This window comes from Paenibacillus sp. 01T424 (assembly GCF_056398745.1).
Genome location: NZ_JBFTPZ010000028.1, coordinates 102,150 through 127,718, shown reverse-complemented (window position 1 = coordinate 127,718; position 25,569 = coordinate 102,150). Strand labels below are relative to the sequence as shown.

At 45.4% G+C, this 25,569-nt stretch carries 22 protein-coding genes; 1 reads left to right on the top strand and 21 read right to left on the bottom strand.

Annotation, left to right across the window (positions count from 1 at the left end):
• Positions 1 to 44: 44 nt before the first annotated feature.
• The 5 genes from AC1DPK_RS21095 to ftsE form a co-directional block, all read right to left on the bottom strand.
• Entirely contained in the window at positions 45 to 1,340 is a 1,296-nt protein-coding gene (locus AC1DPK_RS21095) for a PDZ domain-containing protein (protein ID WP_477511527.1), read from the bottom strand.
• 105 nt (positions 1,341 to 1,445) lie between these two features.
• Positions 1,446 to 2,903 (bottom strand): S41 family peptidase, encoded by a 1,458-nt coding sequence (locus AC1DPK_RS21090; RefSeq protein WP_256710787.1) that lies wholly within the window; start codon positions 2,901 to 2,903, stop codon positions 1,446 to 1,448.
• 182 nt (positions 2,904 to 3,085) lie between these two features.
• Positions 3,086 to 4,345, bottom strand: coding sequence for a murein hydrolase activator EnvC family protein (locus AC1DPK_RS21085; protein ID WP_256710788.1), 1,260 nt, complete (start codon positions 4,343 to 4,345; stop codon positions 3,086 to 3,088).
• Between the two features lie 12 nt (positions 4,346 to 4,357).
• Positions 4,358 to 5,275, bottom strand: coding sequence for a permease-like cell division protein FtsX (gene ftsX, locus AC1DPK_RS21080; RefSeq protein WP_076266166.1), 918 nt, complete (start codon positions 5,273 to 5,275; stop codon positions 4,358 to 4,360).
• The gene (ftsE, locus tag AC1DPK_RS21075) at positions 5,265 to 5,951 is read right to left on the bottom strand and encodes a cell division ATP-binding protein FtsE (protein ID WP_076266167.1); all 687 of its coding nucleotides are present in this window, start codon (positions 5,949 to 5,951) and stop codon (positions 5,265 to 5,267) included. The genes ftsX and ftsE overlap by 11 nt, the downstream gene beginning before the upstream one ends.
• Positions 5,952 to 6,229: 278 nt before the next feature.
• Here ftsE and AC1DPK_RS21070 point away from each other — a divergent pair, with 278 nt between their 5' ends.
• A complete protein-coding gene (locus AC1DPK_RS21070) occupies positions 6,230 to 7,705 on the top strand; it encodes a VanW family protein (protein ID WP_477511526.1) in 1,476 nt (491 codons plus the stop codon).
• Between the two features lie 130 nt (positions 7,706 to 7,835).
• On the opposite strand, the gene argH is transcribed toward AC1DPK_RS21070, so the two are convergent.
• From argH to fliD, 16 genes are all read right to left on the bottom strand, one after another.
• On the bottom strand, positions 7,836 to 9,251 hold the full coding sequence (gene argH, locus AC1DPK_RS21065) for an argininosuccinate lyase (protein ID WP_477511525.1): 1,416 nt from the start codon (positions 9,249 to 9,251) through the stop codon (positions 7,836 to 7,838).
• Positions 9,252 to 9,277: 26 nt separating this feature from the next.
• Entirely contained in the window at positions 9,278 to 10,507 is a 1,230-nt protein-coding gene (locus tag AC1DPK_RS21060) for an argininosuccinate synthase (RefSeq protein WP_477511524.1), read from the bottom strand.
• A 51-nt stretch (positions 10,508 to 10,558) separates the two neighbouring features.
• A complete protein-coding gene (gene argF, locus AC1DPK_RS21055) occupies positions 10,559 to 11,518 on the bottom strand; it encodes an ornithine carbamoyltransferase (RefSeq protein ID WP_339205333.1) in 960 nt (319 codons plus the stop codon).
• 39 nt (positions 11,519 to 11,557) lie between these two features.
• Entirely contained in the window at positions 11,558 to 12,766 is a 1,209-nt protein-coding gene (locus AC1DPK_RS21050; protein ID WP_477511523.1) for an acetylornithine transaminase, read from the bottom strand.
• A gap of 5 nt (positions 12,767 to 12,771) precedes the next feature.
• On the bottom strand, positions 12,772 to 13,599 hold the full coding sequence (gene argB / locus AC1DPK_RS21045; RefSeq protein ID WP_477511522.1) for an acetylglutamate kinase: 828 nt from the start codon (positions 13,597 to 13,599) through the stop codon (positions 12,772 to 12,774).
• Between the two features lie 9 nt (positions 13,600 to 13,608).
• Entirely contained in the window at positions 13,609 to 14,847 is a 1,239-nt protein-coding gene (gene argJ, locus AC1DPK_RS21040; protein WP_477511521.1) for a bifunctional ornithine acetyltransferase/N-acetylglutamate synthase, read from the bottom strand.
• A gap of 69 nt (positions 14,848 to 14,916) precedes the next feature.
• Positions 14,917 to 15,966 (bottom strand): N-acetyl-gamma-glutamyl-phosphate reductase, encoded by a 1,050-nt coding sequence (gene argC / locus AC1DPK_RS21035; RefSeq protein ID WP_076266174.1) that lies wholly within the window; start codon positions 15,964 to 15,966, stop codon positions 14,917 to 14,919.
• 319 nt (positions 15,967 to 16,285) lie between these two features.
• Positions 16,286 to 17,170 (bottom strand): YitT family protein, encoded by an 885-nt coding sequence (locus tag AC1DPK_RS21030; protein WP_477511520.1) that lies wholly within the window; start codon positions 17,168 to 17,170, stop codon positions 16,286 to 16,288.
• Between the two features lie 105 nt (positions 17,171 to 17,275).
• Positions 17,276 to 18,383 (bottom strand): peptide chain release factor 2 gene (gene prfB, locus AC1DPK_RS21025; protein WP_441874784.1). Its coding sequence is split into 2 segments (ribosomal slippage): positions 17,276 to 18,310 and positions 18,312 to 18,383, totalling 1,107 coding nucleotides; the frame shifts between segments, so codons are not numbered across the junction.
• A 67-nt stretch (positions 18,384 to 18,450) separates the two neighbouring features.
• Positions 18,451 to 20,958 carry a preprotein translocase subunit SecA gene (gene secA, locus AC1DPK_RS21020; protein ID WP_477511519.1) on the bottom strand — a complete coding sequence of 836 codons (2,508 nt, stop codon included), beginning with the start codon at positions 20,956 to 20,958 and terminating at the stop codon, positions 18,451 to 18,453.
• Positions 20,959 to 21,098: 140 nt separating this feature from the next.
• Positions 21,099 to 21,644, bottom strand: a complete 546-nt coding sequence (hpf, locus tag AC1DPK_RS21015; protein WP_441874782.1) for a ribosome hibernation-promoting factor, HPF/YfiA family — start codon at positions 21,642 to 21,644, stop codon at positions 21,099 to 21,101.
• A 241-nt stretch (positions 21,645 to 21,885) separates the two neighbouring features.
• Positions 21,886 to 22,083 (bottom strand): cold-shock protein, encoded by a 198-nt coding sequence (locus tag AC1DPK_RS21010; protein ID WP_028608231.1) that lies wholly within the window; start codon positions 22,081 to 22,083, stop codon positions 21,886 to 21,888.
• 241 nt (positions 22,084 to 22,324) lie between these two features.
• Positions 22,325 to 22,750 carry a flagellar export chaperone FliS gene (gene fliS, locus AC1DPK_RS21005; RefSeq protein WP_477511518.1) on the bottom strand — a complete coding sequence of 142 codons (426 nt, stop codon included), beginning with the start codon at positions 22,748 to 22,750 and terminating at the stop codon, positions 22,325 to 22,327.
• Between the two features lie 83 nt (positions 22,751 to 22,833).
• On the bottom strand, positions 22,834 to 23,247 hold the full coding sequence (locus AC1DPK_RS21000; RefSeq protein WP_477511517.1) for a flagellar protein FlaG: 414 nt from the start codon (positions 23,245 to 23,247) through the stop codon (positions 22,834 to 22,836).
• 163 nt (positions 23,248 to 23,410) lie between these two features.
• On the bottom strand, positions 23,411 to 23,785 hold the full coding sequence (locus AC1DPK_RS20995) for a hypothetical protein (RefSeq protein WP_477511516.1): 375 nt from the start codon (positions 23,783 to 23,785) through the stop codon (positions 23,411 to 23,413).
• 40 nt (positions 23,786 to 23,825) lie between these two features.
• A complete protein-coding gene (gene fliD, locus AC1DPK_RS20990; protein ID WP_477511515.1) occupies positions 23,826 to 25,343 on the bottom strand; it encodes a flagellar filament capping protein FliD in 1,518 nt (505 codons plus the stop codon).
• Between the last annotated feature and the right edge of the window lie 226 nt (positions 25,344 to 25,569).

Below are 25,569 nucleotides of genomic sequence, written 5' to 3'. Positions count from 1 at the left end.
ATTCACCTTTTTGTTATTTCGAGCCTTTTTATTTCGAGCTATAACTAGCTGTCCATTCTCTCCGCCTGCGCATCACGCCGATTAGAAGCATGATAGCTGCGCAGCAGCTGCAGCAACGACGCTGGCCCAGCCGATGCATAATAGTTGGCCTGTTCATCGGGAGCTAGAATGACCCCGAGCTGATGGTGCTCACCAGCAAATCGCGCCCGTTGCGCAAATTTTAATTCACCTTCAAGATTTAATACTTCCAGCTTGCAAAATGCGGAGTTTTGAACAAGTGCTTCATAAAGGTCTTCTTTTGTCCGCACACGCACACCATTAACCTTGTGCAAAATCTCGCCTGTCAAAAGCCCCATTAATGCCGCTGGAGTGCCAGGCACGATTCCTAATATTCGCAGCCCGCGTGAGTCATGCACATATAATGGCGATAAAGCCGCTTCTCTCACACGGCTTCTCCATATAATAGCTTCATGCAGCAGCAGTGAAACCAGTGCAGCAAGCGGCAGCAGCATAGGCTGCCACCAAGCCAGAATTGCTGCGACAGCTAAGCATATGCTGTACAGCAGCAGCCCTTTCGAGGCATGCTTCGCTTTTTCACGCGGCAATAAAGAACGTGTCATTTCCGTAAATCCGATAATCATAGGCAACGCTACGAACGACCAGCCTTGCGACCAATCTGCTCCAAATAATGGTGTCCACGGCAATGCCGTCATAGATGATCCGCTCGCCCCAGTCGGTACCAGCATAAGCAGCGGGACTGGCCAAAAGCCCTGCAGCATATAGCCACCAACGAGCTTTCCACGTTTACCCTCAAGAAATAATGGCGTCGATAATCGATCACCTTGCCAGCGAACAAGAACGGCTTCTGCAAGATGAAGCAGCGCAACGAGCACAAGCAAACCAGCAGCATCAATTCCTGCAAGGGAGACAGCCAATGACCCGAGCCAATCCGTCCGCTCCGTAAGCGTTGTCCACCCGAGCAGCCACTGAAGAAGAGTAATGACTCCTGCACTGTACGCAAAACATAAGTATCTAATTCGAATCAGCATTAAGATAGCCGCAACTGCCCAAAGCCAAAGTACAGCTTCTCCTGTTAACGATACGCCAACGAATGCTCCTGCAATGGAAACCGCTACACCAATCAAAAGACCCGTTAACATCGCCTTAAAAACCAAGCTTGGCCAATGATGTAGCTTTACTGCAAACATCTGCCTCTCCACTCGTATTTGCCTTGTATACTGTAAAATGATGAATAACACCGCAATATAATAAAATGGCTGTGCAACTAATTGGACAGCCGCTTGCCCGAGCATTTCCAATAACTCGATCGCCGTTTCCAAAGCTAACACTCCTTCGCTCGTTCCCCATATCCTTATAAACATAAAAAAATAAAAGGCCGACCCTGTTAAACAGAGTCAACCTCTTATTCATTCGACATGCGCGTATTATTTCCTGCCTACAGCCTTAATTGCTTCAAGCAGCTGCTTATCATTCTTTTTATCCTGAATCCATTTAATGACTTCCTTCTCAAGCGTTTCACCCGTTTGCTTATCGACCTGTCCCGTGGCCGGCAAGCTATGCTCGGATTGGAATTTCTTAACGGCTTCTGCCGTCTCCGCTCCGAAGTAACCATCTTCACGCTTAGGTTGGTATCCAAGACCATGCAGCATAATTTGAACGCTCCGTACTTGTTCGCCCAGCATATCCTGCTTTAACGTCTCGGATAGGGTAAGTCTTGCAACGGTATACAAATCCGGCGGCTGTACCGTAAGATCGGGTTTTATGCCATTTTCATGAATCCAATTGCCCTTAGGCGTTAACCATTTGGCTATGGTCATCTTGAGCAGGCTTCCGTCGCCAAGCGCTTTGTTGTAGCTTACTTGAACAGTGCCTTTGCCAAAGGAGGTTTCGCCAACGAGCTTCGCTCCCGCGCTTTCCTGCAAAGCTCCTGCCAATATTTCCGATGCGCTTGCGCTCCCTTTATTCATAAGAACCGCTATGGGGTACGTTTTTTCTTGTCCCTTCGACAGCGTTTTTTCCCGGTTTCCTTCACGATCCTCTACCTGTACGACTGTCGTACCTTTAGCTAGGAAGGTTTGAGCGATCTCTACAACAACGGGAAGCACGCCTCCAGGATTGTTGCGCACATCAAGAACAAGCCCCTTCATCCCTTGCTCCTCCAGCTTCGCGAGCTCCTGCTTAAACCGCTCTGCCGTATGCAGTGAGAATTGTCTGATTTCAATGACGCCTGTACCATCCGGCTGCAGGCTGCCATATACCGTTTCCACATCGATATCGTCGCGAATGAGCACGAGCTGGATCGGATCAGAAAAACCGACACGCTGTACTTGAATTTTCGCTTTGGTTCCTTTTGGACCACGAATCTTCGCTACCGCATCCTGCAAATTCAGTCCATCGAGCTTCGCACCGTTAACCGAAAGCAAAATATCCTTCGCTAATAGGCCGGAACGTTCTGCCGGCGAGCCTTTAATCGGAGAAACGACGACAACCCGTCCATTTTCAAGCGTAACCTCTGCTCCGATACCTGTAAACGAGCCTTCGATCGATTCCGAAAAGTGCTTAGCTACGTCCTTCTCCATGTAAACGGAATAGGGATCATCCAGCGACGACATCATTCCGCTTACAGCACCATCAAGCAGCTCCATGCGATCGACCTTCTGATAATATTTTGTTTCAATTAATTCCAGCACCGCATTAAGCTTCGTCAGCTCTTCTTTTTTAAGCCTGAAGCGATCACCGTCATCAGCTGCCGCTGCTGAAAGAGCAGGCGCTGCTGGCTTGTCCGGTTTAATCATTTGGTCCGCGATCGTTAGCGTAACGAGTACGGATGCAATCATCGTTAGCATAACGAACGCGAATACTGTCCGTCCTTTGAAATGCACCTGTCTACACCACCTTCTCATCTTACACGGTCTTAGATTTAAGACCACACTAGTATATGACAAGCCGCTTACAATTATTTGCATTATTCGGTAAAAATGATCACTTTATCATTTATTTTATGTTTGATTTTAAACAAGGCAGCCACAGGGGCTGCCTCTTGATGTATTTTATGAAAGATTGCCTATTTTAAATATCCGCCTGGATTAACAGGAGTTTGGTTTTTACGCACTTCAAAATGTAAATGTGGCCCCGTCGAATTGCCTGTACTGCCAACCTCAGCAATTTTCTGGCCTTTCTTGACGGTTTCGCCTTTTTCAACTTTGATTCCACCATTACGAATATGTCCATAAAGAGTCCACAAGCCATTACCATGGTCAATAATGACACAATTTCCGTATGTGCTCCACTTTTGGGCAACGAGTACAACACCGTCTTCCGCTGCGAAAATATCTGTTCCCTGCGGTGCTGCAAAATCCGTTCCTGTATGAGTGTGTGTTTTGCCTGTAATCGGATGAACCCGTGTGCCAAAGCTTGAGCTTACGCGATAGTTATCCCTTATCGGCATACCCAGCTTACCGCCCGTATACGGATTCGATATTTTGTTTTTCTCTGCATTCAACTTCGATACTTTCGCAGCAAGCGCCATAAGCAGCTCCTCTTGCTCTTTGCTGATGCCCTCGAGCTCCTCTAACGTGGAGTCGATTTGTACAAGCTTATTATCCAGTTGTTTGATATTTGTATTATAGCTGGCAATCATAACTTCTTTCTCTTGCTCTTTCTTCACTAGATGAGCTTCATACTGCTCCAGCTTCTCATAAATCTTTTTCACTTCAGCAAATTGCTTCTCTACTTCTATTTTCTTCTGAGCAACAAGCTCCTTCTCTTCTCTTTGCTCCGCCAAAATATCCCGATCCTGCGACAGAATCGATTGAAGAGCATCGAATCGATCAATAAAATCTGTAAAGCTAGTCGCACTCAAGAGTACGTCCATATAAGATACAAAACCGTTCGTATACATAAGACGCATGCGAGATTGCAGCAGCTCATCGCGTGTCACTACACGCTCTTCAGCCTGCTCCAGCTCAAGGCCGGTTTGCAGCAGTTCTTCTTCCTTCGCATCGCTTTGTGCTTGCATCTTTGTTTTGTTGATGACGACATTATCAATCTCTGCCATCAAATTAGCGATAGAAGCTTCCGCTTCTGTTTTTTTCCCAAGGATAGTTACCTTCTCATTCTCTGCTGTCTTAGCCTGATTATGAGCATTAGCGGCTTGGCGCTCAGCTTTAGCTGCGCGTTGCTCCGCTTCCTTCATTTCCGCCTTAGCGGCAGCTATTTGTTTCTTTATTTCGCTAAGAGAAGCAGCTTCTCCTCCTGTTGGTTGCATAACAAATACCGCAAGCATCATCGTAACTGTGAATAACAGCCATTTCCTCTTCTTCACTTTCGCATCCTCCTACACTTTCAAATACTTGCGTATCGAGATCGTGCTGCCCCAAATGCCGATTAATGTTCCGAGTACGATGAGCAGCGTGGCAGTCAGCATTCCTGACTCCTCTACCGTGACGAGCTTAATCATCATTAGCGATAATTCCATTTGCGTAAACTTCACAAGCTGTGAGTAACCTGCAAGCACAGCTACCGTTGTAATAACCGAGCTAATAATTCCAATCAGTGCACCTTCAATGAAAAACGGCCAGCGAATAAATGAATTCGTCGCGCCAACCAGCTTCATAATGCCAATTTCTCTGCGTCTTGCGATAATGGTCATTTTGATCGTGTTCGAGATCAAGAACATTGCTGTTACGGATAGACCTACAACAACGACGATACCTATGTAACGCAAAGCATTCGTAATTTTGAAAAGAGTCTCGACCGTGCCTTGTCCATATTTGATTTTGGCAATCGGTATAAGCTCATCTGCTTTATTGATCGCATCGATCTGTTTTGCTGCATCCTCGATCGATTGCGGCTCATAAACCTCTACCGTAAATGAATCCGGCAGCGGATTTTTTTCCTTCTCATAACCATCCAGCAAATCCTTGTTCTCATCACCAAGGTTTTTACGAAGCAGCTCTAGTCCCTCTGCTTTAGACACAAATGTTACTTGCTTTACCTCTGTTAAATTGCCGATTTTGTTCTGAAGCTCTGTTATCTTCGCTTTGTCTACATTTAGCTGTAAGAACACACGAATTTGCACTTGACTCTCGATCTGTGCCGCCATGGAATTGACGTTGAGTGCGAGCAATAAAAACACGCCAAGAATGAACAAGGATATAAATATCGAGCTTACTGAAGCAAACGACATCCAGCCATTTCTAATGATGTTTTTGGCGCCTTCTCGCAGATGACGGAGTATAGTTCTAAGCTTCATAGCCGTACTCCCCTCTAGCCTCGTCACGTACGATATTGCCGTTCTCGATTGCAATGACGCGCTTGCGTATGGAGTTAACGATATCTTTATTGTGGGTAGCCATTACGATGGTTGCACCGCGGAAGTTGATTTCCTCAAGCAAGTTCATGATGCCCAGCGACGTTTCCGGGTCCAAGTTGCCTGTGGGCTCGTCCGCTACGATAACAGATGGGTTATTTACAATCGCTCGTGCAATCGATACACGCTGCTGCTCACCGCCCGACAACTGTGCCGGCAGGCTTGCATGCTTATGCTTCAGTCCTACGAGTTCAAGCACCTCCATCGTTCGCCTCTTAATGACGCGGGTTGGGGCTTCTATAACCTCCATGGCAAATGCAACGTTTTCAAATACGGTTAATTTGGGTAATAGTCTAAAGTCCTGAAAAATAACGCCAATATTTCGTCGAACAAATGGGATTTTTCGCGGCTTCAACTTTCCTATATTAAATCCATTAACAGAAATCTGTCCTTTTGTCGGTACTTCCTCACGATAGATCAACTTCATAAATGTTGACTTACCTGCACCTGATGGTCCTACTAGATAAACAAACTCGTTGCGATCTATACGAACAGAGACGCCTTTTAACGCATGCGTTCCGTCGGTGTACGTTTTCCATATGTCTTGCATCTCAATCACATTATCACATCCTGTTTATAGTCAGTACTACTATTTCGACAGTTTGTGCTGAATTCCTTCATAAGGAGCTCGCTTTCCTCATTTTTCACAAATCTCATAATCGAAGCAATTGTCGAATCAACCTCCTAAAACGTATTAGACAAAATTGCAGAGTAAGCAGCATATACATATAAGACTGCTTTTTTAACATATAAGCATTTATAAGTTTGTTAGCTTATAAAGGGCTTATATTTCTCCGTCAAAACCGCTTCAGCGCCCTTAGGTCGCCGAAGGCGTTTTTGCTTGACACGCAGAAAGGAGTGTTTCGTATCATAAAACGTATCCATATTGGCATTATCATCGCAGCATCGCTGCTTCTTATTGCAGCAGTAGGTTGGGGCTTTATTTGGAATTATGCACAGCAAAAAACAGTTCCTGATGGGGTTGATGCCGGCGGCATCGCTGTTGGCGGCATGCAAGTAACAGATGCCCTTAAGCTGCTTGAGGAATATGAGAGCTCGCTGCAGCAGCGCACCATTACTATTCATGCCGCTGCTAATGCTGGCGACAGTAAGCAGTGGACCGTAAACGAGCTTGGGTATAAAGCGGAATTCAAAACCATTCGCGAGGCATTATTGAAGCTGGACGAAGGTGAAATATGGGATCGTGCCGTTTACCGCTATCAGTTCCCCAAGCAATATGAGCTCTCACAAGCTTGGAATTCAGACGCCTTTGATGCCGCACTTCGCAAGCAGTGGAGCTGGATTGAAAAGAGTGCAACCAAAAATGCTGTCCGAAGGATCACAGATACCGACCAAGTCATCTACGAACCGCATGTCGATGCTTTTCGCTTGGATACTGGAAAGCTTACCGATCAGGTAAATGATTGGGTTATCATAAAAAGGGAGAATATCGGAGCACCTGTTGAGAAGGCTTTTGAAGCTGAGCTGCCAATTACCGTCATTCATCCGGAGGTGACGCTTGAGAAATTGAAGGATGAAGGCATTGAACGAAAAATTATATCATTTTCCACTGATTTCAGGACGAGCGCAGAAGGACGTGCCCATAACGTGACTGTAACGGCAGAAACGCTCAATGATTGGGTGCTTGCGCCAGATGAAATATTTGATTATGACAAGCTCATTACGAGAGCAGAGGAATTATATGAGTATCGCGAGGCGCCCGTTATTTTGAACGGCAAGCTTGTTCCAGGTATCGGCGGCGGTATTTGCCAAGTCTCAAGTACACTTTATAATGCTATTCTTCGAGCAGGGCTAGAAATTGTTGAACGGCGCAATCACTCTTTGCCGGTTGCTTATTTGCCTATTGGCCAAGATGCTACTTATGCAGGTGGTGCGATTAACTTTCGTTTCAAAAACACAACGGGCAAATATCTCATCATTCGCACCTCAGTAGATGATCGCAAACTGACGATCAAGCTGTTCGGTACGATGAAAGAAAACGAAAAATACGATATCGAATCGGTAACGCTCAAAACGATTGCCCCTGCTATTCAGGAGAAAACAAATTCTCGCCTATCGCCAGGCCAGAAGGTTACTGTGGAATCAGGAAAACAAGGTTATGTTGTAGAAACATACCGTACGTTTACGCGTGACGGCAAGGTTATCTCCCGTGACCGCTTGTCACGCGATACGTACAAGGCTCAGCCAACCATCATCGAGATTGGTCCAATGAAAGGCGGCAAGGGGCCGTCGGCAACGCCGACTCCGCCACAGCAAACGACAGAGCCCCTGCTTGAGGACGGCGTTTTTTAGGAGAACGATGCAAGCAAAGTGCGGGCTGTTAATGAATATAGCAAAAAAAGCAGTTCAGATCGCTGCCTCCAAGGCAACGCTGAACTGCTTTTTATTTTATAAACCTTATTTCGCTAAAGAGCGAACTCTATTATCTGCTGCGTCCAAGATACTCAGTCACCCAAGCTGCAGTTTGCTCAAGAGCCACCTCTGCGCGTCCAATCGCATCTTGCACTTGTGTTTTTGCTGTGCCGCCGTAAACGTTACGAGCATTAACAACCTGTTCTGGTTGAAGCACGGCATAAATGCGATCATCGAACAACGATGAGAACTTTTTGAACTCTTCCAGCGTCAGGTCTAGCAAGTATTTGTTTTGCTCGATGCAATACAATACCGTTTTCCCGATAACCTCATGCGCTTGGCGGAAAGGCAAGCCTTTGCCAACAAGGAAGTCTGCAATATCTGTTGCGTTCGAGAAGTCCTGGTTAACGGCTTGACGCATCCGTTCCTTGTTCACCTTCATCGTTGCGATCATTGGAGCGAACAATTGAAGCGCGCCTTGCAGCGTCTTCACCGTATCGAACATGCCTTCTTTGTCTTCTTGCATGTCTTTGTTGTAAGCAAGAGGCAGTGACTTAAGAACCGTCAACAAGCCAACAAGGTCTCCGTAAACGCGTCCCGTTTTACCGCGAACAAGCTCGGGTACGTCTGGGTTTTTCTTTTGCGGCATAATGCTGCTGCCGGTGCAGAATGCATCGTCCAGCTCAACAAAGTGGAATTCCGTGCTCGACCAAAGGATGAGCTCCTCGCTAAGGCGCGAAAGATGCATCATGATGATCGATGCGTCCGCAAGAAACTCAACAATGAAGTCACGGTCGCTTACCGCATCCAAGCTGTTCTCATAAACGCGGTCAAACTTAAGCTGGCTCGCCACATAATGGCGATCGATTGGGAAGGTTGTCCCTGCCAAAGCGCCTGCTCCAAGTGGAAGTACATTGATGCGCTTGTAGCTATCCTGCAAACGCTCAATATCGCGTCCAAACATCGATACGTAAGCCATCAAATGATGTGCAAACAAGATCGGCTGCGCACGCTGCAAATGCGTGTAACCAGGTACAATGGTATCAATGTTAGCTTTTGCTTGCTTGATAAGTGCAGATTGAAGTTTATAAAGCATATCTACGAACTCGACAACGCGCTTGCGAAGCCATAAATGCATATCCGTCGCCACTTGATCGTTCCGGCTGCGTCCTGTATGCAGCTTGCCGCCTACAGAGCCAACATCATCGATTAGCGTCTTTTCGATATTCATATGGATATCTTCGTCTCCGATTGAGAACTCGATATCATCACGTTTGATGCGTTGAAGGACGCGGTGCAGCCCGTCCTTAATCTTCTCAACGTCATCCAGCGGAAGAATACCTTGCTTGCCCAGCATCGTTACATGCGCCAGACTGCCTTGAATATCCTCTTCAGCGAGTTCCTTGTCGAACATGATTGATGCTGTGTATTCCTCTACCAATTGGTCCGTTTTTTTTGTAAAACGACCGCCCCATAATTTACTCACTGGTTCGTAACACTCCCTTGTAAACCTTATTTATTGCTAACTGCCGACGATACTTTTAGACGCAATGCGTTCAGACGGATGAAGCCAGTCGCATCCCCTTGATCGTATGCTTGCGTTGGATCAGCTTCCATCGTTGCAATATCAGGGTTGTACAAGCTCACTGGGCTTTGTACGCCTGCTCCGATAACATTTCCTTTGTACAGCTTCAAGCGAACAACGCCGCTCACATTTTTTTGCGATTCTGTCACAAGTGCTTGCAAAGCAAGACGCTCAGGAGCGAACCAGAAGCCGTTGTATACGAGCTGGCTATATTTTGCAATCAATGAATCACGAAGATGCATAACCTCGCGGTCCATTGTTAAAGATTCCATTTTGCGGTGAGCTGTGAACAAGATTGTACCGCCCGGTGTTTCGTACACGCCGCGGCTCTTCATGCCGACGAAACGGTTCTCAACCATATCAACGCGTCCGATGCCGTGCTTGCCGCCAAGCTCATTCAGCGTGTCCATAACTTCTAGCGGGCTAAGCTCTTTGCCGTTAATAGCTGTGCAATTGCCCTCTGCAAAAGTAAGCTCAACATATTCTGCTTTATCCGGCGCGTTCTCAGGAGATACGCTTAGCACATACATGCTTTCGTTTTCTTCAGAGCTAGGATCGAACCAAGGATCTTCCAGCATGCCGCTCTCGAAGCTGATATGCAGCAGGTTGCGGTCTGTCGAATAAGGCTTCGCAGCAGACGCTGTAACTGGAATATTGTGTTTCTCTGCATAAGCGATCATTTCCGCACGACCCGGGAATTCTTCACGGAATGCTTCAAGGCGCCATGGCGCGATAACGCCGATCTCAGGAGCTAGTGCAGCAGCAGTCAGCTCAAAACGAACCTGATCGTTGCCTTTGCCTGTAGCACCGTGTGCGATATAAGCTGCGCCTTCTTCGCGAGCGATATCAACCATACGCTTAGCGATAAGCGGACGGGCAATGGAAGTACCGAGCAAATATTGACCTTCATAAAGCGTTCCTGCTTGGAACATCGGGTAGATGAAGTCTTTGGCAAATTCATCGCGAAGATCGTCGATGTACACTTTAGAAGCGCCCGTTGCCAGTGCTTTTGCTTCCAAGCCGTCCAGCTCATCCTTTTGACCGATATCTGCTGTAAATGCGATGATTTCTGCGTCATAAGTTTCTTTCAACCATTTGAGGATAACCGAAGTATCCAAGCCTCCGGAGTAGGCGAGTACGATTTTTTCTTTTGCCATAGTATTGTTTTACTTCCCTTCGAATAAATTCATATATTTATAGCGTTTAAGCTAGGACATAATTGCTGCCATAATCGCTTTTTGTGCATGAAGACGGTTCTCTGCCTGGTCGAAAATAATCGAACGATCGCCGTCGATTACGCCTTCGCTCACTTCTTCGCCGCGGTGTGCAGGCAAGCAGTGCATGAAGAGATAGTCCTTCTTCGCATATTTTGTAATCGCCTCATTAACCTGATATGCCGCAAAAGCAATCTCGCGTTCCTTCTGCTCTGCTTCTTGCCCCATGCTCGCCCACACATCCGTGTACACGATATCAGCGTCAGCAATAGCTTCCTTCGGATCGCGGCAAATGTGAATTTGCGAGCCTGTTTCAGCAGCATGATCCTTCGTTTGCTGAATAATATCTGCATCCGGCTCGTAACCCTCAGGAGTCGCAACAGACATATGAAGGCCAAGCTTCGCAGCGCCCATCAACAGGGAATGAGTCATATTGTTGCCATCGCCGATATAGGCAATTTTTAAGCCTTCTAAACGACCCTTTTGCTCAAGAATGGTTTGGTAATCTGCAAGCGCTTGGCATGGATGTGAAAGATCCGTCAAACCGTTAATAACCGGAATCGTCGCTCCACGAGCAAGCTCAACCACTTTGCGATGCGCAAATGTACGAATCATAATTCCATCTAGATAGCGGGACAACGTCTGGGCTGTATCCCAGATCGTTTCGCCGCGACCGATTTGCAGGTCATTTCCACTTAGGAATAGACCTTGACCGCCAAGCTGATACATCCCAACTTCGAACGATACGCGCGTACGTGTAGACGATTTTTCAAAGATCATGCCAAGCGTCTTACCTTTTAGAATATGATGAGTTTCGCCTGCTTTTTGTTTTTGCTTCAAATCAATCGCTAGGTCGATCAAGTAACGAATTTCCTCTGGCTTAAAATCAACCAGCATGAGAAAGTCGCGCCCCTTCAAGCTTTGCGCCAAATCCTCGTTTACTATTCCTTGCATGGTAGAGCCCTCCTTCAGCTTAAAACAATGTTCTAGCATTTATGATTTAACGACTGGTCGCTTCGCTTCCAATAGTTCGACTAATAACGCAACAGCAATATCTATTTCTTCATCCGTAACGAGTAAATTAGGCAATAGGCGGATGACATTTGGCCCTGCCGAAATGGCGATTAGACCACGTGTCTGAGCCTCGTTCAAAATATCGGCAATCGGCTCCGCGCATGCAATTCCTACTAGCAGGCCAAGTCCGCGAACCTCATGAACAAATTCATTTCCCGCAAGCTTCTCGCGAAGCTGCGAAATGAGATATTCGCCCTTTTGCGCTGCGCGCTCCGATAAATTCTCGCCAACAATTGTCTCAAGAGTTGCCTTTACAACTGCTGTTGCAATCGGCGTTCCGCCGAATGTTGAGCCATGGCTGCCTGCCGTAAAGCCATCACGAAGCTTTTCCTTTGCTGCCATAGCGCCAACAGGAAACCCGCTTCCAAGACCTTTCGCCATCGTGAAAATATCAGGCTCAATGCCGTAATGCTCATATGCGAACAGCTTGCCTGTACGTCCCATTCCTGTTTGAATCTCATCCACAATAAGAAGGATGCCTTGCTTCTCGCATAACGCAACAAGCGCCTTCATATAGTCTGGATCAACCGGATAAATACCGCCCTCCGCTTGCACCATTTCCAGCATGACTGCTGCAGTCTGATCAGATACAGCCGCTTCAAGCGCAGCGAAATCGTTCAGCGGGATGGTTTTGAAGCCAGCCGGCAGCGGCGCAAAACCTTCCTTCACCTTATCCTGGCCAGTTGCCGTAAGCGTAGCTAGCGTACGGCCATGAAACGATTGCTCAAAAGTAATGATTTCGAACCGACCATTGTTCAGTACCTTCTGATTGTAACGGCGTGCAAGCTTGATAGCCGCTTCGTTCGCTTCAGCACCCGAGTTGCAGAAAAAAACAGCATCCGCGCAGCTATTGTCGGTAATGAGCTTGCCTGCATCCGCTTGGTTCGGAATATGGAACAGATTTGATACATGCCACAATTCATCGAGCTGCTTAACAAGCGCCGCTTTGATTTGTTTAGGAGCATGCCCTAGATTTGTAACGGCAATACCGCTCATAAAATCAAGATATTTATTTCCTTTATCATCCCATAACCAGCTGCCTTCACCTTTTACCAATGCCATTGGATATCTTGCATAGGTTGGAAAAAGAGATTGGTCAGCTGCAGCTGTTGCATTCGTTTCACTCATCGACCTTACACCCGCCCTTCATGGATTTGAACAATTCGTGTACCGACGCCGCCTTCGCGTACCGCTCTCGTCAGCACACCTGGCTCCTCGCCGCTTACGATCACAACTTCACGCACACGTCCTTGAATGCACTGAATGGCTGCGCGAACTTTTGGAATCATGCCGCCGTAAATCTCACCGCTCGTTATCATCTCTTCGATCTCAGCAACGGAGACAACAGGAAGCACCTGCTTCTGTCCATCTACTGTTTTGAGAATGCCTGGCACATCCGTTACAACGATCATTCGCTCTACTCCGAGATGGGACGCAACAGCGCCTGCAGCCGTATCCGCATTAATGTTGTAACGCTGTCCTTGATCATCAATACCGATAGGTGCAATAACCGGAATGTAACCCATGCCCATAACACCTTCAATAATCTCAGCATTTACATCGGTTACGTCGCCAACAAAACCAATCTCGGCAGCATTCGCAACTGGCTGCGCTTGAATGAGCTTGCCGTCCACCCCGGATAGTCCGAGTGCCTTCGCGCCGTTGATTTGAATTTTACGCACAATTTCTTTATTGATACGCCCTGCAAGTACCATCTCAACGATGTCAAGCACAGCATCGTTCGTTACACGCAGACCATTAACAAATCCCGTCTCGATTCCCAGCTTGCCAAGCGTTTCCGATATCGCTGGACCACCGCCATGTACGATGACCGGAAGAACGCCAGAGAGCTGAAGCTCCCGCAACTCGTCAAAAAAGCTGTTAGGAAGCGCCGCTAGCGTACTGCCTCCGCATTTCATTACAAATCGTTGCTCCGTCACTGTTCCATACCCTCCAAGCATCTACTTTGCTTATGTCCGATATGCCGCATTAATGCGAACATAGTCATAGGTCAAATCGCAGCCCCATGCTGTTGCCGTTCCTTCGCCATTATGTAAGTCAACGCGAATAACAACGGTATCGCCTTTCAAATATTCCAAGGCAACCTCTTCATCAAACACAACAGGACGGGATTGCTCAAGCGTCAAAATATCGCCAAGTCGAATGTCCACTGTTTCTGGATTAACCGGCTGGCCTGCACGGCCTACTGCCGCAATAATACGTCCCCAGTTCGCATCCGCTCCAAACACGGCCGATTTCACAAGTGACGATCCAATAACCGTCTTTGCAATCGCTTGTGCTGAGTCGTCACTTACTGCACCGTTCACCTGCACCTCAACGAGCTTAGTTGCGCCTTCGCCATCACGGGCGATCGCTTTGGCAAGCACCTCACATACATGACGGATAGCCGCTACAAAAGCTGCCCAGCCTTCGTGGGCTTCTGTCAGCTCCGAGTTGCCAGCAAGTCCACTCGCCATAGCCACCAGCATATCGTTCGTGCTTGTATCTCCATCAACGGTAATCATATTGAAAGTCAGATCTGTCGCAAGGCGCAGCACCTTCTGAAGCGCTTCGCTTCCGATGGCTGCATCTGTCGTTACGAATCCAAGCATCGTCGCCATATTCGGATGAATCATGCCCGAGCCTTTGGCTGCACCTGAGACATATACACGTTTGCCGTCTAGTTCAAGCTCGACACATACCATCTTTTGAACCAAATCTGTGGTTAAAATCGCTTGGCAAAAATCATCCGCGCCTGTACGATTTCCATCCAGCTTAGCAGGCAGTCCATCGATGCCAGCGCGTACTTTGTCCATTTTCAAAAGCTCGCCAATAACGCCTGTAGATGCTACGGCTACCTGTTCAGAAGATACGCCGATTGATTCCGCAAATCTAGAGCGCATTTCGTATGCGTCCGCTTCGCCTTGCTTACCTGTGCACGCATTCGCATTGCCGCTATTTACAAGCACAGCACGCAGGACGCCGCCAGCGCCGATACTCTCACGAGTTACTTGAAGCGGAGCGGCTTGAAATACATTCGTTGTATATACGCCCGCTGCTGCTGCTGGAACCTCGCATACGATTGCGCCAAGATCGTGACGCGTCGTTTTTTTGAGACCACAGTGCAATCCACCTGCTTTGAAGCCTTGAGGCGTTGTTATCGAGCCGTCAGCGACGACCGAGAACAAGGCTGTTTTATCCTGTCCCATCGTAAAATCGTATCTCCTTCACCTGTATGAGTATGGTTATAAGATCAGTAGGAATGTCTTCGTTATTAATTAAGGATAAACGGGAACGAATTGCAAACCGAGCGTCTCGTCCCAGCCCATCATCAGGTTCAAGTTTTGGATCGCTTGACCCGCAGCGCCTTTAACCAGGTTGTCGATAACAGAAACGATAGTTACACGATTCGTACGCTCATCGACGGCAAAGCCGATATCGCAATAGTTGGAGCCCCAAACTTCTTTAGTAGATGGCCATTGTCCTTCTGGACGAATACGTACAAACTTACGTCCTTCATAGTAGGAACGGTAGAGATCAATAAAATCGCTAGTGCTCCGCTCGCCTTGAACGACAGCATACATCGTAGACATAATGCCGCGCGTCATTGGCACGAGATGAGTTGTAAAGGTAGTCACGACTGGCTTATTAGCCGTATGAGATAACACCATTTCAATTTCTGGAATATGTTGATGCTGATTTAGCTTATATGCTCTTAAATTTTCATTAAGTTCTGAATAATGAGTGCCTAGTGACGCACCGCGACCAGCACCGGAAACGCCTGACTTGGCGTCAATGATGATGGTAGACGGGTCAATCCAGCCTTCTTTGACAGCTGGGAGAAGCCCTAGCAGTGTCGCAGTTGGGTAACAACCTGGATTGGAAATAAATGGAGCATCCTTCACTTGGTCGCCGTATATTTCAGCAAGGCCAAACACGGCTTGCTTCAAGTAAGCCTCATCCGCTGCAGGCTTCTTATACCACTGCTCATATAATGCTGGCGATTTTAAGCGGAAATCTCCTGATAGATCAATAATTTTCAAACCAACTTCAAGCAAAGCTGGAACCAGTTTAGCTGCTACGCCAGCAGGTGTAGCTAGAAATACTACATCTGCCTTTGCTTTAATCGCAGCAGGATCGACATCATCAAGCAGCTCTTCGCTAATGCCAATGAGGTGTGGATATCCTTCTGTTATAGACGTACCTGCGCTGGATGACGAAATGACCGATGTCACCTCAGCCAGCGGATGGGATGCGAGCAATCGAATGAGTTCTACACCGCCATAGCCAGTTGAACCGATAATCGCTATTTTCACCTTTATGCTCATGTTAATCTCTCCCCGAAACTAGATGCTGCAAGCTGTCTTTTCCCCTGCTATGCAGCTTCATCTATTGCTCTTTCCGCACGCGGAAAGGATGTTTTCTTCCACAACTTATAATTGTACAACATTCGGAAGTTGATGGAAATACGCACATTGTTTCGTATTATTATACATTCGAATTCATATTAATACAACGAACAAATGATGATAATTTTGCTCAATTTATGAATTGTTTGAGAGATGCTTTCAACATAACAAGAACAAATGTTCTCGTTTCATTTTAGCACAAAAAGCTCGTTGTTGGTATCGATTGGATATTATTTTGTTAGCTGTCCAGCTTGAAGCCCTGCCCAATTACTTCTGCTGTATTGCTAATTATCACAAAGCTGCCAGGATCAATAGACTTCACAATTTGCTTTAGCTTCGGCACCTCATTTTGACCGACTACTACCATCAATACCGTACGCCCTTCGCCAGTATATCCGCCGTGACCATCAAGCCGCGTCAAACCACGATCCAAATCATTAAGAATAGCTTCGGCAACCTCATCCGAATGGTCGCTGATTATAAAAGCTACCTTAGATAGCTGCAATCCGCTTTGTACAAAATCAATCGTCTTGCTTGTCACGAATAAACCAATCAAAGCGTATAGCGCAACCTCAGGAGAAATGATTATTCCAGCCGCAATAATGACGCAGCCGTCGAAACAAACGATCGCTAAGCTAAGCGGAAGGCCTGTGTAGCGATGTAATATTTGCGCAGCTAAATCCAAGCCGCCTGTCGAAGCCCCTCCTCGAAAAACAAGGCCAAGCCCCAGACCAACCCCGATACCGCCATAAATAGCCGCAAGCAGCGGATTGTCCGTAGGTGATGGCCAGCCATTTGACAGCAGCACAAATAGCGGCAAAATAATCGATCCTAGCGCTGTTTTTGCGCCAAATCGTTTGCCAAGCAGCCACAAACCCGCAATAAACAGCGGAATATTAATCGCCCATTGCGTGATAGCAGGAGTAATGCCTGCTGCTCTTTGGACGAGAATAGATATACCCGATACGCCTCCAGAAGCGATTCCATTAGGTACCATGAACATATTGAAGCTAATCGCTACGATAGCTGAACCAATCAGAAGCTGAACAATATTCCATACGGATTGGGTTCGTGGACTATAACTGCGTCCACCTTTTCTCCGCTTCGCCGTGCTTTCTTTCATCCCTTTTTATCTCCTCGCAAGCCGATTATCGCAAAAAGAAGAGTTCCACACGTTTACCGTGTTGGAACTCTTCACTGAAGCTATCCATTTGTATATGGTCGCAAATTACTCGTGACGAATCTGATGACGCAAATATCCATCGATAAAAGGGTCGATGTCGCCATCCATAACCGCGCCGACATTACCTGTCTCTACAGAAGTACGGTGATCCTTCACCATGCTGTATGGATGGAAAACATAAGAACGGATTTGGCTTCCCCACGCGATTTCCGATTGATCACCGCGTATATCCGCCAAATGCTTCCTCTGCTCCTCGATCTTCCGATCATAGAGCTTAGAGCGAAGCATCTTCATCGCACGTTCCCGGTTCTGAATTTGTGAACGCTCCTGCTGGCAAGCAACCACAATGCCTGAAGGGATGTGGGTAATACGTATAGCCGACTCCGTCTTATTGACGTGCTGTCCGCCTGCTCCACTCGCGCGGTACGTATCCACCTTCAGATCTTCAGTTCGGATTTCGATCTCAATGCTGTCATCGATTTCTGGGACTACATCACAGGAAGCAAACGACGTGTGACGACGACCAGCAGAATCAAACGGAGAAATGCGAACCAAACGGTGTACGCCTTTCTCTGCCTTCAAATACCCATAGGCATTAAAGCCCTTCACCAAAATGGTGACACTTTTAATACCGGCCTCATCACCGGGCAAGTAATCAAGAAGCTCAACCTTGAAGCCGCTCTTCTCCGCCCAGCGCGTGTACATCCTGTAAAGCATTAAACCCCAGTCCTGAGACTCCGTACCGCCAGCGCCAGGATGAAGCTCAAGAATCGCATTAAGCTTATCGTAAGGCTGATTAAGCAGCAGTTGAAGCTCAAACTCGCTAATCTTGCGCATGAGCTTCTCCACGCCGCTCACAACGTCTGATGCAAGCGACTCATCGCCTTCATCTTCCGCTAGCTCCAGCATCATCTGAAGATCTTCCTGCTCGCTGTTCATCCCGTCGTAATGATCCACAACTGACTTCACCGCATTAAGCTCAGAAATAACGCTTTGCGCTTTGTCATTATCATCCCAAAAATCAGGGAATGTCATCTTCTCCTCGAAATTAGCAATCATTTCTTGCTTAAGATCTAAGTCAAAGGGACCCCCTAAGCTCTTGGAGCCGCTTGGCCATTTCACGCAGGTCTTGTTTAACCGTTATGTCTATCATAGCTTCCGCTTCACCTCAAAATAATGGTTCATTCTTTATTTTATGCCATGCTATTTGATGCCGTTCCTTACTTGCCGTGGCACTGCTTGTATTTCTTGCCGCTGCCGCAAGGACATGCGTCATTACGACCTACACGGTCCTCACGCTTAGCTGGGCGCTTCTCCATAGCTTCTCCGCCGCCGCTTGTTGTAGTCGTTTGGCCTTGAGCTACTTCTTGACGCTCCAGGTTGCTCTCTACGCGTGCCTTCATAATGTATCTTGCAACTTCCTCGTGGATGCTCTCGATCATTTCCTTGAACATCTCGAAGCCTTCAAATTGATATTCACGAAGCGGATCCGTACCGCCGTATGCACGCAGGTGGATACCTTGACGGAGCTGATCCATCGCATCGATGTGATCCATCCATTTGCTATCTACCGCACGAAGCACAACGACCTTCTCGAATTCGCGCATCGTTTCTTCCCCAAGCTCTGCTTCACGCTCATCATAGGAAGCAACGACTTCAGCATAAATGTAGTCGATGATTTCTTCCTTCTCTTTGCCCCAAATCTCTTCCTTGGTCAAAGATCCTTCTTGCAGGAAGTTCGCTTGCGCATAATCAACGATTGCTYGAAGATCCCACTCCTCCGGAATATCCTCCGAACAGTGAGCTTCAACTATACGTTCGATGACAGGCTTAAGCATTTCCATAACTTCTTGGCGGATGTTCTCCGAACCAAGAATATCACGGCGCTGCTTATAGATAACCTCACGCTGCTGGTTCATGACATCATCGTATTGTAGAACAACTTTCCGAATGTCAAAGTTATTGCCCTCAACGCGTTTCTGCGCAGATTCAATCGCTCTAGAAATCATCCGGCTCTCAATCGGTTGATCCTCATCCAGTCCCAGCTTATCCATCATGCCCATAATATTCTCAGAACCGAAGCGGCGCATCAGCTCATCCTCAAGCGATAGATAAAACTGTGATGAACCTGGATCGCCTTGACGACCAGCACGACCACGCAGCTGATTATCGATCCGACGGCTTTCATGGCGCTCTGTACCAATGATATGCAAGCCGCCTAGTTCAGCAACCTCATCACCTAGCAAAATATCGGTACCACGACCAGCCATGTTCGTTGCGATCGTTACGGAGCCCGCTTGACCAGCGCGCGAAATAATTTCTGCCTCTTCCGCATGGAACTTCGCGTTGAGCACTTTGTGCGTAACGCCTCTGCGCTTCAGCATATCTGATAATTTCTCCGAGTTCTCGATAGAAATTGTACCTACGAGCACTGGTTGATTTTTACTGTGGCGTTCTACGATCTCTTCTACGACCGCTTTGAATTTACCGAGTTCGGATTTGTAGACAACATCTGCAATATCCTTACGGATCATGGAACGGTTAGTAGGCACTTGAATAACGTCGAGTCCATAAATACGCTTGAACTCTTCTTCCTCTGTCTTCGCAGTACCCGTCATACCAGCAAGTTTGCGATACATACGGAAGTAGTTTTGGAAAGTAATTGTCGCAAGTGTCATGCTCTCGTTCTGAACCTTCAGATCTTCCTTCGCTTCAATCGCTTGGTGAAGACCATCGCTATAACGACGTCCAGACATTAGACGACCAGTAAATTCATCAACGATGACAACTTCTTCTTCTTCCACAACATAATCCACATCGCGCTTCATAATGAAGTTCGCTTTCAGCGCTTGCTGTATGTGGTGGTTGAGCGTTACATTCGCATGATCGAATAGGTTCTCGATTTGGAATGCCTTCTCCGTCTTCTCAACGCCTGCCTCAGTCAGCATAACGCTGCGAAGCTTAATATCGATCGTGAAATCCTCTTCAGGCTTCAAACGGCTAATAAAGCGGTCTGCGGCGAAGTAGAGCTCTGTTGATTTAGCAGCCTGTCCAGAAATAATAAGCGGAGTCCGCGCTTCATCGACAAGAATGGAATCCACTTCATCGATAATGGAGAAATAAAGAGGACGCTGAACCATTTGTTCTTTGTATAGCACCATGTTGTCACGCAGATAATCAAAACCAAATTCATTATTTGTACCATACGTAATATCGCATGCATATGCTTCTTGCTTCTCGTCATGCGACAAGCCGTGAAGATTACATCCGACAGTCATGCCTAGGAAGCCATACAGCTGTCCCATAAGCTCGCTATCACGTTGCGCTAGATAATTATTGACCGTGATAACATGTACACCTTTGCCAAGCAACGCGTTCAAATAAACCGGAAGTGTCGCAACGAGCGTTTTACCTTCACCCGTTCTCATCTCCGCAATTTTACCTTCATGAAGAACGATACCGCCGAGCAGCTGCACATCAAAGTGACGCATGCCAAGCGTACGCTTGGATGCTTCTCTAACTGTTGCAAAAGCTTCAGGCAATATTTTATCTAATGTCTCGCCTTTTTCAATTCTTGCTTTGAATTCCTCAGTTTTCGCGCGAAGCGCATCGTCAGATAAAGCAGTGAATTTTGACTCAATCGCATTTATTTCATCTACCGTCCGTTGGATCCGCTTTACCTCGCGCTCGTTATGGTCACCAAATATCTTTTTCACTAATCCGAGCATGGAATTCCCCTTTCGTAGTAACGCCTCTTTGCATTAAATTGTATCAGTTTGTCGACACCGCCGCAACGAGGATGATTGTAAAAGAAAAAGCCTCTCTCCATAAAGGAGAAAAGGCTCTTCAATGTTGTGTATAATGATGGCTAGCCTTGCTCAATTAAACCGTATTTCCCGTCACTTCGTTTGTACACAACACTGACCTCTTTGTTGTCCACATTCGAGAAGACGAAGAAATTATGTCCGACCATATTCATTTGCAAAATCGCTTCTTCCACATCCATAGGCTTGAGTGCAAAACGCTTAGTACGAACGAGCTCTAGATCATCCTCTTCTTCCAGAACGCCCACCGCGGAGCCTTCTTCTTTAAATAGAGCGCGTACACCGCTGCTTTGACGGAACTTACGATTTACTTTAGTTTTATGTTTACGTATTTGTCGTTCGAGTTTGTCCGCAACCAGATCAATCGATGCGTACATATCCTCGCTTTTCTCCTCGGCTCTTAGCATGACACCGGTGAGCGGTATGGTCACCTCAACTGCATGTTTCCCTTTGGTGACGGATAGTGTTACGTTAATTTCGGAGGTGATTGGTGCTTCAAAATATTTATCCAATCGGCTGAGTTTCTTTTCGACGTAGTCTCTCAATGCGTCTGTCACTTGAAAGTGTTGACCTCGAATGTTGTAGTTCATGGGGAACTCCTCCTTTACATAGTCTTATTATAGCATATGTAAGCGTTCAAATCAAAATAGTTTTTTATCAATTTAGAATATTCAGATAAATAAAACTATAGAACTACTAGACTTGTCACAACTTAGTCACGGACACCCTATTTTACTTCAGACAACAAAAAAAAGCCCCGGTTTCCCGGAGCTTGGTGTAAGTTACTTGTTTAATGATCCAAATTATAGTGTGGCTGGATCAGCCGGATAATTACAGTTTAACTACGTTAGCTGCTTGTGGACCACGAGCGCCTTCAACAATATCGAATTCGACGGATTGGCCTTCTTCAAGAGTTTTGAAACCTTCAGTTTGGATAGCGGAGAAATGAACAAATACGTCGCCGCCTTGCTCAGTCTCGATAAATCCATAACCTTTTTCTGCGTTAAACCATTTAACTTTACCTTGCATGTGCAAACATTCCCTTCATCTTCAAATACTGTGAGGCATCGCTTTGTATAACCCACAATTTGACTATAACACCCACTTTATTGAATTGTCAAACAATTTATTGTAAGCGAATACATTTTGGTTTTGAGCTGTTTATGCCGTTTATCGGATCGTGTCGAAAGTTGAATTTTATTGCCTAGTCACGGGATATGCAAAAAAAATAAAGCCACCCATTGGGCGGCTACTCCATCATTTAATTCGATTAGACAACGGTTGATTGTGTTTGTTTGAAAGTACTTCCATTGGCTTGAGCAGCTAATTGATTGTACTGCTTGGCTGCTTGAATCCACGTTTCTTTTAAATCAATAAGATGGGCTAACACTTCTTCTGCCGGCTCTACATCTTTTTTCATATTTGCTTCGATTAGACGAGCATTGAAATATTCGTATAGTTTGAGCAAATTTTCTGAAATAGGGTTAGAACGATCAATGGTAATGATGAACTCACTTACAATATCCTGCACCTTTAAAAGACTTGTATTTGCATCTGAATAACGTTGTTCCTTGATCGCTTCAATTCCTTGACGGCAAAAACGGATAGCGCCATCGTAGAGCATAATAAGTAGTTGTCCTGGGGTAGCTGTTTGAATCGTACTTTGAAGATACTTATTACGTTGTTGAAGTTGCATTGTTTATCCTCCTATGAGCTGATACTTTTTTGTAAAAGGAAGGCTGCTCATCATAATTGGAATTTAAATATACCTCTAAACCTTTATCCTCTTTTATCTATGAGTATTCCAGCCATTTCCCAAAGTTTAGCAACAAAATCTAAATTTTTCTCTGGTGGAATTTCTCTAATAACCTCTCCCGATGCACTGTCTAATACTTTCACTGAAATAATATTAGTCTGCTTGTGTACAGAAAACTCTAAACTAGTACTCTTACCCTCCACAGCTTTAATAGCTCTGTCAATAGCTTTAATTAGCTGTTCTTCACTAATTGCGACATGCTCACCGCGAAGCTCCGCCTTCTTCAAATCGCCTGAATTCGCTATCTTTGCAAGGGATTGTGTATCATTACTGCCACTTGTAATTGATTTTTCCGTTACAGAGCCACCATATTCGATAGCACTTGCGCTCCGATTCATAGAACTAGCTGCCCCTGTAGGTGACACATTCGTGTTCATATCAATCATTCCTCCGCGTCAATTGTTCTACAGTATATATCGGCAATCGATCTTAGTTGTATTAGACGTTATTCTAATTATTGTAATAATTCTTTCTAAATCTATATTCACTTCTTCAATAGATAAAAAATAGGCCTCTCTCAAGAGAAACCTAGCTCATTCTTTATTTCTTTTTATCAAAAAACGCACCATAGGGTGAGTACGAATGACCAAAATCACCGTATTGCTGATTTACTGCTTTACTTTTATTCATATTTATCATTTCGAATTCCAACACTTTTTTCTTGCGATGAATCATAGGAACAATCGTTAGATCTACTTCATGAATAGGCTGAAGGAAACTCTTTTTCTGAGCATCCGTTAGAGAAACACCCTGTGAAAACAGAATGGACAAACTATCCATGATTTCTTGTCTTTGATTTAAAAGCTCTATCCATTCTTCAGGTTCACTTTCATTATCTAGCAGACTCTTTTCTAACAAATAGGTACTTTTCAACAAATCCTTAAGCAGAAAATCTAGAGAGGTACCCTGAGTCATAACTTCCTCTCCTTCTATACCTTCAAGCGAAGATTTAATTTTAACTACTAAATTGTTGTGTTAACCAGCTGCTTTGGGAGTTCGCTTTGCTCATTGCTGTTTCCATAGCTGTAAACTTACTCCAGTATCGTTGTTCAATTCTTTCTAATTTGGTCTTCCAATTACTAATATCCGTATCGATCTGACTTAATACTTTGCCTAATGCACTCTTATCAATAATTGTAGCGTTGCTTCCCGCTTTTTCAGAGAGCTTAGTCATAGCTACATTAATTTGATCGTAAAGGCGTTCGGTCAATCCACTTTCATTCAGTTTTGTTGTCGAATCTGTTGAGGTACTCACTTTTGTGAATAACTCCATTACACTTCCCTCGTTCTGAGAAATCGCTTCACGCAGCTTCGACTCGTTAATATACAGCTTACCTTTCTCTGAATATTCACCAGTTGTGATTCCAATTTTACTAAAACTATCATATTTTGGATCTATCCCTGCACCCTTTACATTAGCTGATAAAGATAATCGCAACTGCGATAGAACGTTATTAAGCATTGGGTCCTGACGTAATAAGCCACTCTTCGCTTTCGTTTCCCATTGCTCAATTTGTTTTTCTGATAACGATTCTTTCTCCTCAGATAATAGAGGCTTAAAATCCCTATAGGTCTTTTCATTTGTTTTGGTATTGATCTTATCAATAACCTCATTATATTTATCTATATAATCTTTAATGGACTTGAAGATGGCATCTTCATCAGTCTTCAAATTAATTTGAGTTGTACCTTTATCTTTAATAGTGAACTCAATACCATCGAATGTGAAAGTTGAGCTATTTATCTTATAGGAAATTCCGTTAACACTGAGCTCCCCCTGCTTAACCTTTTCAGAGAGTTGATAATCCTTTTTCGTAGAAAAGCCTGTTAAATCAGTGCTATTAACCTTGCCTGAAGATAGTCCAAGTTTATTAGTAAGTGCAAGTCCTGTCCCAATACCACTGATCTCAATAGCCGCATCGGTACCATTAGCCTTAGTAGTAAAGGTTATAGATTTATCATCATTTAAATAACTCGCAGTAACCCCCGTTGAAGATGAGACACTATTCACTTTAGCTATAAGGCTGTTAATGGTATCCGTTTCGGATACACTAATGGTAGTTGATCCGATCTTAAAATCAAAAGATTCACCTATTGCTGTAGTCCCGTCCTTCAAATTCTTAGTTTCGAATTTCACTGACGCTGCCTTTGCCGCCTCCGGGAGACTTTGTACATTAATATTATATGAGGATGCGCTTGGTGTGCCTTTTTGTTTTGCAGCTACAATTGAATCGTTATCGGATGTCAAGACCTTTTTTTGAAAATTACTTTGTAGCTTCATATCAAAGGTTTTATTCTTAAAATCCAATAAGAGAGTATTTACTTCTCTGTATTGATCGCGTCTCCACTCCTCGGTTTGCTTTTTCTGGAGAAGTGTATTGAGCTTGGAGCTTTCCGCCTTCATAAGATTTTTAACTATCGTTTCTGTATCAAGACCGGAAACTAAACCGCCCATGCGAATTGAGTTAACCATATTAGTCCTCCTACTTATTTTACATATATTTAGATTTATGTTCGTTGAGTTGCCATTCATCAGCAATTCCGATTACTTCTACTACTATTACTATCGGATTGAAAGTGAGTATAGTTTAGGGGTGTTTGATAAAAATAATAATCAAAGGAGGATATCATACTAGGTTCTGAGGAGTTGCACAATGACATATTCGAGTAACTATGATCGATTTCATTATCCTGACATA

What these genes read in the sequence shown, in the direction of transcription:
- ftsX (WP_076266166.1), bottom strand. Translation starts at nt 5,275, where the DNA reads ATGAAGCTTAGAACTATACTCCGTCATCTGCGAGAAGGCGCCAAAAAC.
- AC1DPK_RS21060 (WP_477511524.1), bottom strand. Translation starts at nt 10,507, where the DNA reads ATGGCAAAAGAAAAAATCGTACTCGCCTACTCCGGAGGCTTGGATACT.
- argF (WP_339205333.1), bottom strand. Translation starts at nt 11,518, where the DNA reads ATGCAAGGAATAGTAAACGAGGATTTGGCGCAAAGCTTGAAGGGGCGC.
- AC1DPK_RS21050 (WP_477511523.1), bottom strand. Translation starts at nt 12,766, where the DNA reads ATGAGTGAAACGAATGCAACAGCTGCAGCTGACCAATCTCTTTTTCCA.
- argB (WP_477511522.1), bottom strand. Translation starts at nt 13,599, where the DNA reads ATGCTTGGAGGGTATGGAACAGTGACGGAGCAACGATTTGTAATGAAA.
- argJ (WP_477511521.1), bottom strand. Translation starts at nt 14,847, where the DNA reads ATGGGACAGGATAAAACAGCCTTGTTCTCGGTCGTCGCTGACGGCTCG.
- argC (WP_076266174.1), bottom strand. Translation starts at nt 15,966, where the DNA reads ATGAGCATAAAGGTGAAAATAGCGATTATCGGTTCAACTGGCTATGGC.
- AC1DPK_RS21030 (WP_477511520.1), bottom strand. Translation starts at nt 17,170, where the DNA reads ATGAAAGAAAGCACGGCGAAGCGGAGAAAAGGTGGACGCAGTTATAGT.
- hpf (WP_441874782.1), bottom strand. Translation starts at nt 21,644, where the DNA reads ATGAACTACAACATTCGAGGTCAACACTTTCAAGTGACAGACGCATTG.
- AC1DPK_RS21010 (WP_028608231.1), bottom strand. Translation starts at nt 22,083, where the DNA reads ATGCAAGGTAAAGTTAAATGGTTTAACGCAGAAAAAGGTTATGGATTT.
- fliS (WP_477511518.1), bottom strand. Translation starts at nt 22,750, where the DNA reads ATGCAACTTCAACAACGTAATAAGTATCTTCAAAGTACGATTCAAACA.
- AC1DPK_RS21000 (WP_477511517.1), bottom strand. Translation starts at nt 23,247, where the DNA reads ATGAACACGAATGTGTCACCTACAGGGGCAGCTAGTTCTATGAATCGG.
- AC1DPK_RS20995 (WP_477511516.1), bottom strand. Translation starts at nt 23,785, where the DNA reads ATGACTCAGGGTACCTCTCTAGATTTTCTGCTTAAGGATTTGTTGAAA.
- fliD (WP_477511515.1), bottom strand. Translation starts at nt 25,343, where the DNA reads ATGGTTAACTCAATTCGCATGGGCGGTTTAGTTTCCGGTCTTGATACA.